The organism is Solirubrobacter pauli (genome assembly GCF_003633755.1).
Lineage (GTDB): Bacteria > Actinomycetota > Thermoleophilia > Solirubrobacterales > Solirubrobacteraceae > Solirubrobacter > Solirubrobacter pauli.
This window is the reverse complement of record NZ_RBIL01000001.1, coordinates 3660213-3676298: the sequence shown is the minus strand read 5'-3', so window position 1 is coordinate 3676298 and position 16086 is coordinate 3660213. Positions and strand designations below refer to the sequence as shown.

Genomic DNA, 16086 nt, shown 5'->3' with positions numbered 1-16086 from the left:
CTCCAACGCCCGCGGCGGTTGTGTGGGCGCCATGACCGCATCCACGCTGAAGGCCCGTCGCCGTGCCGTGCTGGCCGCGCTGATCGCCGCGGGCCTCGTGTCCTTGCCGGCCTGCGGCAGCGCCGAGAGCGCTTCCCCGCCGGCCAAGGACAACCAGGTGAGCGAGCAGGACTTCGCGTCCGCCCGCGACGCCTATGACCTCAAGCTCGCCCGCTGCCTGCGCGAGAAGGGCCACGACGTCAAGGACCCCGAGCCCGGCAAGGGCATCCAGGAGTCCTCGCCCGAGATCAACGCCGACGCCTCCAAGTGCATGGGCGAGCTCGGGGACCCGCCGACCGTCGCCCGGTCGCCGGCGGACGAGGCCGCCGCGCGCAAGCTCCAGCTCGAGCAGGCCGCCTGCCTGCGCGAGAAGGGCTACGACGTCGAGGACCCGACGCCGGAGCAGGCGCTGACCATCCCCGAGGAGGCGACGCAGGAGGCCGTCGACGCGTGCTTCGCCGGCTGATCGTCGGCGTGCTGGTCGTCGCGGTGCTCGGCGCGGCCGCGGGCACGGTGCTGCTCGTCCCGAAGGGCGACTCCGCCCGGCCCGCACCGGTGACGGTGACGACCGCAGCCGTCACGTCGGGGCGGGTGGTCAGCGAGACCAAGGCGATCGGGACGCTCGCCTACCCGGCCCGTGGCCCGGTGCTCGCAGGAGCGGCGGGCGTCGTCACCTGGCTGCCGAAGGCCGGTGCCGTCGTCCGCCGCGGCGACCTGCTGTACACGCTCGACGCCCGGCCGGCCGTGCTGCTGCGCGGCGAGCAGCCCGCCTACCGGACGTTCGCGAAGGGCATGTCCGACGGCCAGGACGTGCTCCAGCTGGAGACCAACCTCGCCGCGCTGGGCCACTTCCGCGGTGACGTCGACCGGCACTTCTCCGCCTGGACCGTGGCCGCCATCAAGCGGTGGCAGCGGGCCCTCGGCGTCTGGCCGAGCGGGCGCCTGGACCGCTCGGCGGTGTGGTTCGCGCCGGAGAGCGTGCGCGTGGCGCGCCGCGAAGCGAGGCTGGGCGCGGCGGTCGCCCCGGGCCAGCCCCTGTACGCGACGTCTGCCACGCGGCGGGTCGTGCGCGTCGACGTGGCGCTGGAGGATCAGCGCCTGGCGCGCGTCGGCCGTCGCGTCACGGTGGAGCTCCCGGCCGGCGGCGAGGCGCGCGGACGCGTGACGTCCGCCGGCGCGCCGCGGCAACGCAGCTCGGAGAGCGGCACGTCCGTCGTCGTGCCGGTCACGGTCGGGCTGCGCGTTCCGCGCGCGGCGGCGGCGTTCGCGCAGGCGACGGTGACGGTGCGCTTCCGCAGCCGTTCCCGCGAGGACGTCCTGACCGTGCCGGTGGGCGCGCTCGTCCCGCTCGGGCCGGAGCGGTTCGGCGTCGAGGTGCCGGCCGGGTCGACGACGCGTCGCATCCCCGTCCGCGTCGGCGCGTTCGTCGCCGGTCGCGTGGAGGTCTCAGGGCGCGGGATCGCGCCGGGCGTGCGGGTCGTGGTGCCCTCGTGACCGGCGCCGTCGTGCTCGACCGGGTCGCACGCACCTACGGGACGCCGCCGGTGCAGGCGCTCGCCGGGGTCGATCTAGCCGTCGGCGCGGGCGAGCTCGTCGCCGTCGTCGGCCCGAGTGGCTCGGGGAAGTCGACGCTGCTGAACGTGATGGGGACGCTGGACCGGCCGACCGCCGGGCGCGTGCTGGTCGACGGCGTCGACGTGGGCGCCCTCAGCGACAAGGCGCTCTCGGCGCTGCGGGCGCACCGGATCGGCTTCGTGTTCCAGTCGTTCCACCTCGGCGAGGGCGTGCGCGCGCTCGACGTCGTCGCCGACGGGCTGCTCTACACCGGCCTGCCGCGTCGTCGCCGGCGCGACCGCGCCCGCGCGGCGCTGGAGCGCGTCGGGCTCGGGCACCGCACCGGGCACCGAGCGCATCAGCTGTCCGGTGGTGAGCGCCAGCGGGTCGCGATCGCCCGTGCCGTGGTCGGCGACCCGCCGCTGCTGCTCGCCGACGAGCCGACCGGCAACCTGGACTCCATCTCGGGCGCGGGCGTCGTCGCGCTCCTGCACGAGCTGCACGCCGACGGCACCACGATCGTCGTCATCACCCACGACACGGCGCTGGCCGCGAGCTTCCCCCGCTGCGTGTCGATCCTCGACGGCCGCGTCGTCGCGGACAGCGCGCGATGACCGCCCCCTCGCGCCTTCGCGCGGCCGACCTGCTGCGGCTGGGCACCTCCGGCCTGCGCACCCGCCCGGCGCGCGCCGTGCTGTCGGCGCTCGGCGTGGCGATCGGGGTCGCCGCGATGGTGGCCGTCGTCGGGATCTCGGCGTCGAGCCAGGAGCGCCTGCAGCGCCGGCTCGCCTCGCTGGGGACCAACCTGCTGACCGCGACCACCAACCCGGTGCCGGGCGGCCCGACCGCGTTGCCACCCGATGCCGCCGCGCGCGTCCGCCGGCTGCCCGGCGTGCTCGCCGCGACCGGCGTCGCCGACCTCGAGGACGTGCGCGTCTACCGCAGCCCGGCCGTCGACCCCGACGAGACCGGCGGACTGGTCGTCACCGCGGCGGACCTCGACGTGCCGCGCGTCGTCGGCGCGCACGTCCGCGCGGGGCGCTGGCTGAACGCGGCCACTGCGACCCTCCCGGCGACCGTGCTCGGCGCCACCGCCGCGCAGCACCTCGGCGTGACGCGGCCCGGCGGACTGGTGTGGCTCGGCGGCCACTTCACCACGGTCGTCGGCATCCTGGCCCCGGCTGCGCTCGCCCCCGAGCTCGACGTCGCCGCACTCGTCGGGGACGCGTTCGCGCGCGCCGAGCTGCGCCACTCCGGCGCCCCGACCCGCCTCTACCAGCGCGCGACCGCGTCCTCCGTGCGGTCGGTCCGCGACCGCATCGCGCCGGCGGTGCAGCCGCAGCGGCCGGGCGCCGTCGCGGTCTCGCGCCCCTCGGACGCGCTCGCCGCCGTCGACGCGGCCGACGCGGCGTTCACCGGCCTGCTGCTCGCGCTCGGGTCGATCGCGCTGCTCGTCGGCGGCATCGGCGTCGCCAACACGATGGTCATCGCCGTCATCGAGCGCCGGCGCGAGATCGGCCTGCGGCGGGCGATCGGCGCGACCCGGGCGCACATCCGCCGCCAGTTCCTCGCCGAGGCGCTCGTGCTCTCCGCGCTCGGCGGCGCGGCCGGCGTGGGGCTCGGAGGCGCCGTCACGGTCGTGGTCGCGTCGGTGAACGGCTGGGTGGTCGTGATCCCGCCCACGGTCGTCGCGCTCGGGGCGGGAGCGACCGTCGTCGTCGGCGGGGTCGCCGGGCTGTGGCCCGCGGTGCGCGCCGCGCGGACCCCGCCCAGCACCGCCCTCAGCGGCTGATCCGTATGGTTCGCCGCATGCGCGGGGTCGACATGCACGTGCACCTCCCGACCGGTGACTGGGTGTGCGGGTGCGTCGGCCACTACGCCGACTCGATCGAGCGCTACTTCGGCTCGCGGCCGGAGACGACGACGGTCGAGGACTTCATCGCGCTCTACGAGCGGCTCGACCTGGTCGGCGTGCTGCTCGGCTGGGACGCGCAGGGCAAGACGCTCGACAACGCCGAGATCGCATCGATCTGTGAGCGGTCGGGTGGGCGGTTCGTGGGCTTCGGTTCCGTCGACCCGAACCGCGACGACGCGCTCGAGCGGCTCGAGCGAGTGGCGGCGCTCGGGCTGCCCGGCCTCAAGCTCCACCCGACGCTGCAGGCGTTCGACCCCGGCGATGACCGGTTCCTGCCGTTCTTCGATGCGGCCGCGGAGCTCGGGCTGATCCTGCTCACGCACGCGGGCACCAGCGGGCTCGGCGCGGGCGAGCCGGGCGGGCAGGGCCTGCGGATCGACCTCGCGCGGCCGATCCTGCTCGACCGGATCGCCGCGCGGCACCCCGCGATGAAGATCGTGCTCGCCCACGCCGGCTGGCCGTGGCACCTCGAGGCGGTCGCCATGGCGCTGCACAAGTCCAACGTCTACCTCGACATCAGCGGCTGGAAGTACCGCTACCTGCCGGACGAGGTCAAGCGCGAGATCCCCCGCCGCCTGCGTGGCCAGTTCTGCTTCGGCACCGACTACCCGATGTTCGATCCGGAGGCGTGCCTGGGCGAGCTGGAGCGGCTCGAGCTCCCGCCCGAGGCGCACGACGCGGTGCTGCGCGGCAACGCGGCCGAGCTGCTCGGCCTACCAGATCGGTCGTAGGGCGCCGCCGTACAGGTCGGTGAGCCCGGTGAGCGCGGCGACGGCCGCGTCCACGTCGTCGCCGCGGGCGCGCCACTCCGCGACGATCTCCTCGAACACGTCGGCGGACGCGCGCAGGCAGTCGACGCCGCGGGGCGTGAGCTGGACGAGCCGGCGGCGGCCGTCGGCGGGGTCGGGCTCGCGCGTCACGTAGCCCAGCCGCGTGAGCTCGTCGACCATCTGGCCCGCGGCCTGCTTGGTCACGTTCAGCCGCTCACCGAGGGCGCTCGCGGTCGTGCCGTCGGCGCCGATCGCCTGGAACGCGTAGCCGTGCGCCGGCCGCACGTCCGGGTGGCCGCGCTCGGCGAGCCGTCGGTGCAGCTCGTCGATCGCCGCACGCCCCGCGCGCAGGATCGCCTCGATCGCCACCCAGCCGGGGACGCTTGACGTATTAGACAAGCTGCTTTACCTTTCGTCGCATGATCGACAAGCAGCTTTACCAGATGCACGAGACGCCGAACGCCGTCATGCACACGCTGGCCGCGCCCTCGACGGGCGCGTCGGAGCTGGCGGTGTGGACGGTCGAGATGACCGCCGGCCAGTCCGGTCCGCTGCACCGCGCCGAGCACGAGCAGGTCTGGGTCGTGCTCGAAGGGACGCTCGCCGTGAACGAGGTCGAGCACGGCGCGGGTGCGACGGTGGTGGTCGCGGCGGGCGAGGAGCGCCAGATCGTCGCCGTGGAGGACGCGCGGGCCTTGGTCGCGAGCCGCGGCGGCGGAACGGTGACCACCGCCCAAGGCACGCGACCGCTCCCGTGGGCCGCCTGACGCGCGAGCATTGAGGGCCATGACGAGCTTCCACCGCCTCGACCAGCTCACGCCGACGCAGGCGTTCCCCGGCATCAGCTTCCGCCACGTGCACGGCGAGCAGCTCACGTTCAGCGTCTTCGAGCTCGAGCCGGACGCCGAGCTGCCGCGGCACAGCCACCACAACGAGCAGGCGGGCCTGTGCACGCGCGGCAGCCTCACCTTCAGCACCGCCGACGGCGACAAGGAGGTCGGGCCCGGCGAGATCTGGATGATCCCGGCGCACGAGGAGCACGGCGGGCGCAGCGGCCCGGACGGCGCGACCGTCGTCGAGGTGTTCGCGCCGGCCCGGGAGGACTGGCCGCGCTAGGCGCGCAGCTTGGGCAGCACCTCGCGCCCGTAGACCTCGATCGCCTTCATCGGGTCGGCGCCCGAGTTGTTCTGGAGGACGATCACGGTCGCGCCGAGCTCCTCGAGCTCCTTGATGCGCTTGACGTGCTCGGCCGGGTCCGAGGAGATGATCGCGTTCTCCTTGAACTCCTCGTCGGACATCTCCTCCTCGCCGTGCCGATACATCGCGCGCGGCCGGTGCCAGTCGTCCTTGTAGTGATCCTCCGGCTGCGCGCCCTTCCACTTGCGGACGGCCTCCAAGGCGGCGTCGTCGCTCTCGGCCCAGGAGAACAGGGCCTGGAAGACGACCTCGCCCTCGCCGCCGGCGTCACGCCAGGTCTTGAGCAGGTCGGGCGTCGTCTCCGGGTCGGGCAGCGTCCAGATGCCGTCGCCCCACTTGGCCGCGACCTTCGCCGCCTTGGGGCCGAAGGCGCTGATCCAGATCGGGATCCGGCGCTCGGAGAGCGTGTGCAGCTTGAGGTCCTTGCAGGTGTAGAACCGGCCCTCCTCGGTGATCGTCTCGCCCTTCCAGAGGCGGTCGATGATCGAGAGCGCCTCGTCCATCCGTGCGACCTGGTCGCCCGGCGACGGCCAGTCGTCCCCCACGGGCACCTCGTTGAGCGCCTCGCCGGAGCCGATGCCCAGGAACGGCCGGCCGGGGAACAGGCGCTCGAGCGTCACCCACGCCTGGGCGATCATCGCCGGGTGGTAGCGGGCGGCGGTCGGGGTGACGCCCGTGCCGATCGGCAGCTTCGACGTCGCCTGGCCCGCGGCGCCCAGCCAGGGCCACGTGTGCCCCGACTCGCCCGGCTCCCACCAGGGCTGCAGGTGGTCGGACGAGGAGATCCCGTCGAACCCCGCCTGCTCGGCCGCGACGGCCTGCTCGATCAGCGCTTCGGGCGGGAACTCCTCCTGGGAGACCCCGATGAAATAGCGAGCCATCCGGGGGCTCTACCCAACGTTGGGTCAGTCGTCCGAGTAGCGCCGCCGGTTCTGCTTGGTCTGGGAGCGTCGCTTCTTGTCCTCGAGCCGCCGGCGCTTCGCTCCCGCGCTCGGCTTGGTCTTGGTCCGCGGCCGCTGCACGTGCAGCGCCTGCTCGAGCCGGCGGGCGAGCCGCTCGAGCGCGAGCTCCCGGTTGCGGGCCTGCGAGCGGGCGTCCTGCGCGACCGCGGTCACCCGCGGGCCGAGCTTGGCACTTATGCGGTCTTTCTGAAACTGGTCGAGAGTGTCCGACTTGTGCACGTCGAAGACGGCTTCGATCCGCGACGCCGTGACGTTCGCATGCTGACCACCCGGGCCGGAGGAACGCGAAGCCCTGATCTCGATTTCCGAGATCGGCAAGGAAAGTCCGTCACGAATGCGTAGAGAATCGGTCACAAGGGGGAGTGGAGATCACACCTATAGGGCGGAACTTCTTTCGACCCCTACAGTTACAGTCGCTGGGACGGCAGCGTCAGGAGCCCTATCCATGGAAGCCTCAGCAGTCCACGCACCAGCTTTATCGCGCCTGCCGCTCGGTGGGTCGCTGCTGCGGTTGCGCTCTGATGAGCAGCTCCTCGCGTTGTTCCGCGGTGGTCACGACGAGGCCTTCCGCGTCCTGCATGATCGCTACCGCCAGCGTCTGTTCGCGTATGTCCGCCAGATGCTGTCGGCGAGCTCGCGCCAGGACGCCGAGGACGTGCTGCAGGACGTCTTCGTCCGCGCGTACGGCGCCCTGCGCAACGACAACCGCGAGATGAACGTGCGCGCGTGGCTCTACCGGGTCGCGCACAACCGCTGCATCGACCACCTGCGCCGGCCGATCCCACCTGCGGCCGAGGTCTTCGAGGTCTCGCGCAAGCCCTTGCACGACCCGGTCGAGGAGGCCCAGCGCCGCGACGACCTGCGCCAGCTGGTGGTCGACGTCGCCAACCTGCCCGAGCAGCAGCGGTCCGCCCTGCTCATGCGCGAGATCGACGGCATGACGTACGCCGACCTCGCGGCCGCGCTGGACGTCACCGTTCCCGCCGTCAAGTCGCTGCTCGTCCGTGCCCGCGTCGGGCTCGTCGAGGCCGCCGAGGCCCGTGACGCCGACTGCGCCGAGATCCAGGCCGACCTCCTGCGCTCCTACGACCGCGGCGTGAAGGCGTCCGGCCGCGCGCGCAAGCACATGAAGTCGTGCGACTCGTGCCGCGAGTACCGCGGCGCGCTGCGCGGGATGAAGCGCTCGTTCGCCGCGCTCGCGCCGATCGGGTTCGCCCCGTTCGCGCTCGCCGCGAAGGTGATCGGCGTCGGCGGCTCGGCCGGCGGCGCCGCCGCGGGTGGCGCGGCCGCCGGCGGTGGCGTCGCGACCGTCACGGCCTGCAAGGTCGCCGCGGTCGTGTGCACCGCCGCGATCGCCACGGGCGGCGCGGTCGAGGTCCAGCACAAGATCGTCGACCACAAGCCCGCGCCGGCGCCCACCGAGAAGGCGAGCACCCACCACAAGACCTCCGCCCCGCCCGCCGTCGAGGCGCCGGTGGTCGTGGCCGCCAAGAGCCGCCCGCAGCCGATCACGACGAGCCCGGCGCCGGTCACCGCGACCGTCACGGAAGCCGCGCGCGAGAAGAAGCGCGACGCCGCCGCCACGGCCGAGAAGGACAAGACCCTCTCCGCGACGATCGCCAAGCCCGAGGACTCCAAGGCCGCCCCGGCCGACGACGCGCCCGCCGTGGCCGCCGACCCGCAGGTCGAGACCGGCGGCGCCCGCGCCCCGGACGCCTCCCCGGTCGCGACGCCGACCCCGGCCCAGACGCCCGCGCCGGCCGTCGAGACGCCGCCCGCCACGGCGACCCCCGCCCCGGCCGACACGGCGGTCCAGACGCCGGCGCCGCCCGCGAGCGACGGTGGGACGGTCGCACCGCCGGCGAGCGGCGGCACGACCGCGCCGCCCACCGGCGGCTGAGAAGGTCCCGCGCGGCTGGCCTCGGCCGCGCAGAGGTGGCGTGCCCGCCGCACAGCCGGCGCGCCATCGCCGCGCCGCGTCATCGCCCCGCCCGCGCCATCGCGCCATCGCCCCGCCGCGCCGTCGCCGTGGCGCTCAGCGCGCGACGCGCCGGGCTTCGTCGCCGCGTTCGGAAGCACACCGTCGGGCGTCGCGCTCTGGGCTGGTCAGGCCGGCTGGGGCCGGCGAGCCCCCGCGCGGGGCCAACCCGCGCCCGCGGGCTCAGCCGCACCGAGCGTGCACTTTCGCACCGCACAGGTGGAAAAGTGAACACTCGCGTGGCCCGTGCCACGCGAACGTCGAGAAAACGACCGCATAGGTACACAACTCGACGTTCGCGTGGCAGAGCCGGCCGGCGAACGCGCGAACGGGCCCGCGCCTGGGCGCACCCGGCGCAGCCGCTCACCCGCACAAGAGCGCGCGCGACGCACCCCCCGATCGTCCGATGCTGAGCGCCACGGCGCCCGTGACGGCGAGGCAACCTCGCTAGGGTCGACCGCATCGACTATCCCGAGCCCCTCGCACACGAGACGTTGCTGGTCCGCCGCGGCCGGCGGAGTGGACTGTTCACGATGGTCGCCGTGCACAGCACGGCGCGTGGGCCCGCGTTGGGCGGGTGCCGGATGTGGACGTATGACGACTCGCGCGCGGCGATGCGGGACGTGTTGCGGCTGAGCCGGGCGATGACGTTCAAGGCCGCGGTGGCGGGGCTTCCGCTCGGCGGCGGCAAGGGCGTGATCATGCTGCGGCCGGACGAGGCGGTGCTCACGCCCGAGCGCCGGGAGGCGGTGCTGCAGGACTTCGGGGACACGGTCGAGTCGCTCGGCGGCGACTATCTGACGGCCGAGGACGTGGGCACGTCGGAGGAGGCGATGGACATCATCGCCACGCGGACGAAGCACGTGACCGGGCTGGCGTCCGGCTCGGGTGATCCGAGCCCGTGGACGGCGCTCGGCTGCGAGGTCTCGCTGCGCACGACGTGCGAGTACGCGTTCGGTACGAGCGACCTGAGCGGGCGGACGGTCGCGGTGATCGGGCTCGGCAACGTCGGCGCGCGCCTCGCGGAGCTCCTGCACGCGGGTGGCGCGGAGCTGATCGTCGCGGACGTCGACCAGGGCAAGCGGGAGCTCGCCGAGCGCCTCGGAGCGCAGTGGACGGACCCGTACAGCGCGATGACCGCGGAGGTCGACGTGCTCGCCCCGTGCGCGCTCGGCGGCGTGCTCAACGACGACACGCTGCCCGCCCTGCGGTGCAAGGCGATCGCGGGCGCCGCGAACAACCAGCTCGCCTCGGACGAGCTGGACGTCGCGCTCGCCGAGCGCGGGATCCTCTGGGCACCGGACTTCGTCTGCAACGCCGGCGGCCTGATCAACATCGCCGTCGAGCTCGAGCCCGACGGCTACTCGACCGACCGCGCCGACACGAAGGTCCGCGCGGTCGGTGACACGCTGCGCCAGATCTTCGACAGCGCGGCCGCGAGCCACACCACGCCGCTGCGCGCGGCGCTCGAGCTGGGCCGCGAGCGGCTCAGCGCGAGCTGAAGATCCCGACCTCGGAGTCGGCGACCACTTCGCCCTTCGGCGGAGCCTTGATCGAGCTGGTGTCGACGTCGTACTCGAAGCCGTCCATGACGATGGTCGCCTTCGAGCCTTCGACGGTCATGTCCATCTTCATGCGCAGGGCGTTGCCGGACTCGTCGAGCCAGAGCTCCAGGGGCACCGTGCCGGTCTCGCCGAACGCCTTCGTGTCCTTGCCGAGCTTCTTCGCCGCGGCCTGCAGGTCGACCTTGCCGACGTAGTGGGTCGCGCGGACCCCGTCGACCTCGGCCTCGCCGCGCTCCTCGATGTCGGTCGCGGCCTCGCAGAACACGCGGAGCTCCTCGAACGACATCGAGCCGAAGTCCGGCATGTTCTCGTCCTGGATGTGCACCCAGCGCTTGCCCTGGGGCAACACCGCGTCGAAGCTCGGGCTCGCGATCCAGAACTCCTTGCCGACGACGACCAGCGTCTGCGAGACGTCCGTCCCCGCCACGTCCCCCTTCAGGTCCATCTTGTAGCGCTTGAGGTCGGCGCTCTGGAGCGCCGTGCCCTTCATCACCAGCTCCGTCCCCTGGACGGACATCGTCATCGTCATGTTCGAGCGGACGCTCTTGCCCTGCATCCGGTCGGTCGCGTTGGCGAACGACACGCCTTCGCCTCCGAACGCGAACACCCCGACGACGACCGCCGCCAATACCGCGGCCACCGTGCCGCCAATCAGGATTCTCATCGCGCGATCATTACACGCCCAGATTGCCCTCTTGTTGCAATTTGGCCAGATGTGCGCGCAGCGTGATCGCGGCGAACGGGCGGACCGCGGCCGGCGCGTCCGTCCACGCCGCGTCGAGCAGCGCGTCCTCGTCGTCCGCGGCGATGCCCGACTCCAGCGCGGCGAGCAGCTTGCGCTCACGCTCCAACCGATGTGCGAGGTACTCGTCCAGCTTCGCGGCCGGGTCGTCGATCTCGTCGCCATGGCCGGGGTGGATGCGCCGCAGGTCCAACGCGCGCAGCCGGCGAAGCCCGTCGAGGTACTCGATCAGCCGCCCGCTGACGAACACGCTGCCCTCGCCGAGCACCGCGTCGCCGGTGAACGCGTGCGCCCCCGCGACGAACACCACGTGGTCGTCGGCGTGGCCCGGCAGCGCCATCACGGTGAACGGGCCGATCGTGTCGCCGTCGCGCACGTCGACGACCGCGACGCCCAGCCGCTCGGCGAGCTCGCCGGCCGCCTCGGAGTGGTCCGCGTGCGAGTGCGTGAGCACGATCCCGGCCGGCGCGTCGCCGACCGCGGCCGTCACCGCGGCCAGGTGCGGCTCCAGCAGCGGGCCCGGGTCGACCACCCAGCCGTCGACGACGTAGGTGTTGGTGCCTGAGAGCGTGAGCGGGCTCGGGTTGTCGGCGCGGATGCGGGTGATCATTGCTCGACGAGACGGTAGACCGGCCCGTTGAGCGACGTCGCGTAGAGCCGCCCCTGGGCGTCCTCGCCGAACGAGGACAGCTGCTGCACCTCGAGCCCGGTCTCCGACGGCGAGCCGTCCGGCAGCTCCGCGCGCATCAGGGTCCCGAGGCACAGGTCGCCGTACACGTAGTCGCCCGCCCAGCTGCTCAGCTCCGGCGACCGCACGACGTAGCCGCCCGTGATCGAGCAGTAGCCGTCGCTGTGACGGGCATCGATCACCGGCTCGATCGCGTCCTCGGCCGCCTCGCCCTCGGTGAACCGATCCGAGCCCTCGAACACGCGCCAGCCGAAGTTCGCGCCCGCGCCCTCGCCGGCGCGGACCCAGTCGATCTCCTCGACGGCGTTCTGACCGACGTCACCGATAGTCAGATCGCCCGTCTGCCGGTCGAACGAGAACCGCCACGGGTTGCGCAACCCGTACGCGTAGATCTCGCCGCGCGCACCGTCCCGGCCGACGAACGGGTTGTCGTCCGGGATCGTGTACGGCCGGTCACCGTCCGGCGCGGGGTCGATCCGCAGGATCTTGCCGAGGATGGTGTCCAGCGACTGGCCGTTGCCGATCTGACCGTGCTGGTCGCCGCCCCCGCCGCCGTCGCCCATGCCGACGTAGAGCTTCCCGTCAGGCCCGAAGGTGATCATGCCGCCGTTGTGGTTGGGCTCGGAGTCCTCCTGCGCGATCAGCACGCGCTCGGAGCCGGGATCGCCCGCGGTGTCCGACGCACGCTTGTACTCGGCCAGCGTGTTCGCCCCGTCCTTGGCCGTGTAGTAGACGTAGAAGAGTCCCGACGACGCGTAGTCCGGCGCGAACGCGAGGCCCAGCAGCCCGCGCTCACCGCCCGCCTCGAGCCGGTCCGAGATGTCCAGGAACGGCTCGTCCTGGCCGACGATCCGGATCGTCCCGCCCTGCTCGACGACGAATACCCGCTCACGGTCCTCGGGCGGCGCCGTGACGAAGAGGGGCGACTCGAACGACCCGACCTCCAGCAGCCGGATGCCGGACGGCGCGGGCACCTGCGGCCGCTCGGACGCGTCCTCGCCCCCGCAGCCGGCGAGCGCCAGCAGCGCCGCGACGATCGCGAAGGGGCGCCTCACAGAACGGGACGCAGGCTCTCGACCAGGCCTTGCAGGAACCGCACGTCGGCGTCGCCGAGGTCGGGCCGCGCCTCGTGCGCGAGGCAGCAGAGCACGTAGGCGCGCGCGTCCGCGGTGGAGAACGGCACCCCGATGTAGGCGCGCACCGGCCCCGCCTGGACGCCGCGCAGCGCGGGCTCGGCCTCCACGTCCGCCACGATCGGCCCGATCTGTCCGTTCAGCAGCCGGTCGCAGATCGTGTCCGAGAGCGGCACCGCGCGGCCCTGGTACTGGCCGGCGCCCTCCTGCCAGCGGATGTGCTCGCGACCGCCCCGCACCTCGGTGAGCAGCGCGGTGTCCGCGCCCAGCTCACGCATCGCCATCGCGAGCTTGGCCCGCACGGCCTCGTCCGCGGCGGTCTCGGCGGGACGCGGGCCGACGGGCGGCGACGTCCGGCGCAACACGGTTCCACAGGCGGGGCAAGCGCCTTCGCTGACGATGTACGTCGGAAGGCCGCAGCTGGAGCACGTCAGGTAGGGCATCCGGCGCAGTCGAGTCTAGGCGGCAGGGCCGACGAGATGACACATCGACCGTATTACGTCCGTGATTCGCTCAGCGTTCCACTAGCCGGACGAAAAGCCGATCCAGCTCACCCGCCGGATCGGTCGTCAGCCCGGTGTGGACCGGCCCCGGCTGCACGATCGTGCTCGCCGGCGCGACCAGCCAGTGGAACCGCTCGGAGGCCGGCAGCGCCGCGATCGGCCCGCCGCTCGCGTCGCCCGCGGCGATCCGCTCCATCGTCGTCAGCAACGTCGCCACCGCGCCCGGCTCGCACTGCGGCGCCAGCGCGCGCAGCAGCCCTTCGTCGAGTTGCGTCTTCGCGCCGAGGAACCGCAGCGGCCGGCAGAACAGCACCACGCCGGCGTTGACCGCCTCGCCGCGCTCGACGCGCGGGATGATCCGCAGCGCCGCGTACTGGAACGGCTTGCGCTCAGACATCGGCCCACACCCGCGGCGCCTGCAAGCGCTCGTGCAGGAACTCGGCGTAGAGGTCGCCGTTCGCCCAGTCCTCCGGCACGAGCGAGGCGGCGCGCGCCGGATCGGCCTTCCCCGCCAGCCGCTCGTCGGCCGCCGCGATGCTCGAGGCCGCAGGCAGCAGCACGTGGTCGCGGATCGGCGGGAAGGCGTTCTTGGCGCGCGCGAGCGGGTCCGGCCCGTGGAAGGCGTACAGCGACGCGCCGTGGTCGATCAGCCACAGGTTCCCGTGCCAGCGCAGCAGGTTCGGGTTGCGCGGCGTGCGGTCGACGTTGGTGATCAGCGCGTCGAGCCAGACGACGTCGGCGGCGAGGTCGGCGTCCGGCGGCTCGGTCGGGTTGTAGGGCAGCGAGCCCGGGAGGAAGTCGACGCCGAGGTTGATGCCCGCGGAGGCCGCGATCAGCTCCTGGATCTCCGGGTCCGGCTCCGCGGCGCCGAGCGCCGGGTCGAGCTCGATCAGCACCAGCTCGGGCACCGGCAGCCCCAGGTCGCGCGCCAGCTCGCCCGCCACGATCTCGGCGGCCAGCGCCTTCGGTCCCTGCCCCGCGCCGCGGAACTTGAGCACGTACAGGCCGTCGTCGTCGGCCTCGACGATGCCCGGCAGCGAGCCTCCCTCGCGCAGCGGGGTGACGTAGCGCGTGGCGGTCACCGTACGCAGCACGCGTGGAATGATGGCGAACCGATGACGCCGCCGGTTTTGTGGACCCCGCCCGACTCGCTCCTGCAGCGCTGCGAGCTCGGCGCCTACCGCCGCGAACGCGGCCTGGACACGTACGAGGAGCTGTGGCGCTGGTCGGTCGATCAGCCCGAGGCGTTCTGGGGCTCGATCTGGGACCGCTACGGCCTGGGCGAGCGCGGCGAGACCGTGCTTGCGAGCGCCGACATGCCCGGCGCGCAGTGGTTCCCGGGCGCGCTCGTCAACTACGCGCAGCGTGCCTTCCAGGACCGTGATCCCGACGCGCTCGCGATCATCGCGGGCGGCGAGGACCGCGAGGACGCGCAGATCACCTGGGGCGAGCTGGAGGCCATGACGCGACGCGCGGCGGCCGGCCTACGCGCCCGCGGCGTCGGCAAGGGCGACCGCGTCGCCGCCTACCTGCCGAACATCCCCGAGACCGTCGCCGCGTTCCTCGCGACGGCCAGCCTCGGCGCCGTGTGGTCGAGCTGCTCTCCGGACTTCGGGCCGCGCAGCGTGATCGACCGCTTCGCCCAGATCGAGCCGACCGTGCTGATCGCCGTGCGCCGCTACCGCTACAACGGCCGCGAGTTCGACCGGACCGAAGCGCTGAACGAGATCACCGCCGCGATGCCGGGCGCGCAGACCCTGATCCTCGGCGAGGACGACTGGCCCGCGACGGACGAGCCGCTCACGTTCGAGCGCGTCCCCTTCGACCACCCGCTGTGGGTGCTCTACAGCTCCGGCACGACCGGCCTGCCGAAGGCGATCGTGCAGTCCCAGGGCGGCATCCTGCTCGAGCACCTGAAGGTGCTGCACCTGCACCTGGACGCGCAGCGCGGCGACCGCCTGTTCTGGTTCACCACGACCGGCTGGATGATGTGGAACTTCATCGTCTCCGGGCTGCTGACCGAGGCCACGATCCTGCTCTACGACGGCTCGCCCGGCTACCCGTCGCTCGACGCGCTGTGGGACTTCGCCGCGCGCACGGAGATGACGACGTTCGGCACGTCCGCCAGCTACATCGGCGCGTGCATGAAGGCCGGCACCGAGCCCGCCCGCGGGCGTGACCTGAGCGCGCTGAAGGCCGTCGGCTCGACCGGCTCGCCGCTCTCCCCCGAGGGCTTCCGCTGGATCTACGAGCACGTCGGGCAGGACACCTGGCTGTTCTCGACGAGCGGCGGCACCGACCTGTGCACGGCGTTCGTCGGCGGCGTGCCCGAGCTGCCGGTCTACGAGGGCGAGCTGCAGGCGCGCTCGCTCGGCGCCGCGGTGGAGTCCTGGGACCCCGACGGCCACCCGCTGGTCGGCGAAGTCGGCGAGCTCGTGCTGACCAAGCCGATGCCGTCGATGCCGATCTACTTCTGGGGCGACGACGACGGCTCGCGGTACCGCGAGGCCTACTTCGACACCTACCCGGGCGTCTGGCGCCACGGCGACTGGATCGAGATCACCGAGCGCGGCACCGCGATCATCAGCGGCCGCTCCGACGCGACCATCAACCGCGGCGGCATCCGGATGGGCACGGCCGAGATCTACCGCGCCGTGCTGGCCGTCGAGGCCGTCACGGACGCGCTCGTGGTCGACGTGCCGGTCGAGGGCGAGGACGCCTGGATGCCGCTGTTCGTCGTCCTGCGCGAGGGCGAGGCGCTGACCGACGACGTGGTGAAGGCGATCCGGAAGCGCGTCCGTGAGGACTGCTCGCCGCGGCACGTGCCGAGCGACGTGATCGCGGTCAAGGAGGTGCCGCGGACGCTGTCGGGCAAGGTGCTCGAGCTGCCGGTCAAGCGGATCCTGATGGGCACGCCGCCCGAGCAGGCCGCCTCGCGCGACTCGCTCGCGAACCCCGCGGCGCTGGACCCGTTCGTCGCGTTGGCGGCGGAGCGCGGCGTGTCTGGCGGCTAGCCGCACTTCCCGCGTCGGACCGCGTG

Annotated in this window: 19 protein-coding genes; 10 read left to right on the top strand and 9 right to left on the bottom strand. The window is 73.3% G+C overall.

The window, feature by feature from the left end:
• Positions 1-31: 31 nt before the first annotated feature.
• The 5 genes from C8N24_RS17195 to C8N24_RS17175 are packed head-to-tail and all read left to right on the top strand — an operon-like array spanning position 32 to position 4239.
• A complete protein-coding gene (locus C8N24_RS17195; RefSeq protein WP_121251871.1) occupies positions 32-505 on the top strand; it encodes a hypothetical protein in 474 nt (157 codons plus the stop codon).
• Positions 490-1533 (top strand): efflux RND transporter periplasmic adaptor subunit, encoded by a 1044-nt coding sequence (locus C8N24_RS17190; RefSeq protein WP_121251869.1) that lies wholly within the window; start codon positions 490-492, stop codon positions 1531-1533. Before C8N24_RS17195 ends, C8N24_RS17190 begins: the two co-directional genes overlap by 16 nt.
• The gene (locus C8N24_RS17185) at positions 1530-2207 is read left to right on the top strand and encodes an ABC transporter ATP-binding protein (protein ID WP_121251867.1); all 678 of its coding nucleotides are present in this window, start codon (positions 1530-1532) and stop codon (positions 2205-2207) included. Before C8N24_RS17190 ends, C8N24_RS17185 begins: the two co-directional genes overlap by 4 nt.
• Positions 2204-3385, top strand: a complete 1182-nt coding sequence (locus C8N24_RS17180) for an ABC transporter permease (protein WP_121251865.1) — start codon at positions 2204-2206, stop codon at positions 3383-3385. Before C8N24_RS17185 ends, C8N24_RS17180 begins: the two co-directional genes overlap by 4 nt.
• A gap of 17 nt (positions 3386-3402) precedes the next feature.
• A complete protein-coding gene (locus C8N24_RS17175) occupies positions 3403-4239 on the top strand; it encodes an amidohydrolase family protein (RefSeq protein ID WP_170179160.1) in 837 nt (278 codons plus the stop codon).
• Here the strand turns inward: C8N24_RS17175 and C8N24_RS17170 are convergent.
• Complete coding sequence (locus tag C8N24_RS17170) at positions 4222-4677, bottom strand: MarR family winged helix-turn-helix transcriptional regulator (RefSeq protein ID WP_245971874.1); 456 nt, start codon at positions 4675-4677, stop codon at positions 4222-4224. The genes C8N24_RS17175 and C8N24_RS17170 overlap by 18 nt on opposite strands.
• Positions 4678-4697: 20 nt before the next feature.
• Here C8N24_RS17170 and C8N24_RS17165 point away from each other — a divergent pair, with 20 nt between their 5' ends.
• Both C8N24_RS17165 and C8N24_RS17160 read left to right on the top strand, forming a co-directional pair.
• The gene (locus tag C8N24_RS17165; RefSeq protein WP_121251861.1) at positions 4698-5045 is read left to right on the top strand and encodes a cupin domain-containing protein; all 348 of its coding nucleotides are present in this window, start codon (positions 4698-4700) and stop codon (positions 5043-5045) included.
• Between the two features lie 19 nt (positions 5046-5064).
• Positions 5065-5394 (top strand): cupin domain-containing protein, encoded by a 330-nt coding sequence (locus C8N24_RS17160; protein ID WP_121251859.1) that lies wholly within the window; start codon positions 5065-5067, stop codon positions 5392-5394.
• Here the strand turns inward: C8N24_RS17160 and C8N24_RS17155 are convergent.
• The gene (locus tag C8N24_RS17155; protein ID WP_121251857.1) at positions 5391-6356 is read right to left on the bottom strand and encodes a TIGR03557 family F420-dependent LLM class oxidoreductase; all 966 of its coding nucleotides are present in this window, start codon (positions 6354-6356) and stop codon (positions 5391-5393) included. The genes C8N24_RS17160 and C8N24_RS17155 overlap by 4 nt on opposite strands.
• Positions 6357-6380: 24 nt before the next feature.
• Entirely contained in the window at positions 6381-6791 is a 411-nt protein-coding gene (gene arfB, locus C8N24_RS17150; protein WP_121251855.1) for an alternative ribosome rescue aminoacyl-tRNA hydrolase ArfB, read from the bottom strand.
• Positions 6792-6882: 91 nt separating this feature from the next.
• Between arfB and C8N24_RS17145 the strand changes: the two genes are divergently transcribed.
• The gene (locus C8N24_RS17145; RefSeq protein ID WP_170179159.1) at positions 6883-8337 is read left to right on the top strand and encodes an RNA polymerase sigma factor; all 1455 of its coding nucleotides are present in this window, start codon (positions 6883-6885) and stop codon (positions 8335-8337) included.
• Between the two features lie 611 nt (positions 8338-8948).
• On the top strand, positions 8949-9917 hold the full coding sequence (locus C8N24_RS17140) for a Leu/Phe/Val dehydrogenase (protein ID WP_121251851.1): 969 nt from the start codon (positions 8949-8951) through the stop codon (positions 9915-9917).
• Here the strand turns inward: C8N24_RS17140 and C8N24_RS17135 are convergent.
• The 6 genes from C8N24_RS17135 to C8N24_RS17115 form a co-directional block, all read right to left on the bottom strand.
• Positions 9904-10644 (bottom strand): LolA-like protein, encoded by a 741-nt coding sequence (locus C8N24_RS17135; protein ID WP_121251849.1) that lies wholly within the window; start codon positions 10642-10644, stop codon positions 9904-9906. The genes C8N24_RS17140 and C8N24_RS17135 overlap by 14 nt on opposite strands.
• A 10-nt stretch (positions 10645-10654) precedes the next feature.
• Positions 10655-11332 (bottom strand): MBL fold metallo-hydrolase, encoded by a 678-nt coding sequence (locus tag C8N24_RS17130; RefSeq protein ID WP_121251846.1) that lies wholly within the window; start codon positions 11330-11332, stop codon positions 10655-10657.
• Positions 11329-12465, bottom strand: coding sequence for a PQQ-dependent sugar dehydrogenase (locus tag C8N24_RS17125; protein ID WP_170179158.1), 1137 nt, complete (start codon positions 12463-12465; stop codon positions 11329-11331). Before C8N24_RS17125 ends, C8N24_RS17130 begins: the two co-directional genes overlap by 4 nt.
• Positions 12462-12908: a GAF domain-containing protein gene (locus tag C8N24_RS34035; RefSeq protein ID WP_170179157.1), complete on the bottom strand. Its 447-nt coding sequence runs from the start codon at positions 12906-12908 to the stop codon at positions 12462-12464. Before C8N24_RS34035 ends, C8N24_RS17125 begins: the two co-directional genes overlap by 4 nt.
• 148 nt (positions 12909-13056) lie before the next feature.
• Positions 13057-13443 (bottom strand): DUF3037 domain-containing protein, encoded by a 387-nt coding sequence (locus C8N24_RS17120; protein WP_121251842.1) that lies wholly within the window; start codon positions 13441-13443, stop codon positions 13057-13059.
• Positions 13436-14140, bottom strand: coding sequence for a HipA family kinase (locus C8N24_RS17115; RefSeq protein ID WP_121251840.1), 705 nt, complete (start codon positions 14138-14140; stop codon positions 13436-13438). The genes C8N24_RS17120 and C8N24_RS17115 overlap by 8 nt, the downstream gene beginning before the upstream one ends.
• 21 nt (positions 14141-14161) lie before the next feature.
• Here C8N24_RS17115 and C8N24_RS17110 point away from each other — a divergent pair, with 21 nt between their 5' ends.
• Positions 14162-16060, top strand: a complete 1899-nt coding sequence (locus C8N24_RS17110; protein WP_121251838.1) for an acetoacetate--CoA ligase — start codon at positions 14162-14164, stop codon at positions 16058-16060.
• Positions 16061-16086 lie beyond the last annotated feature (26 nt).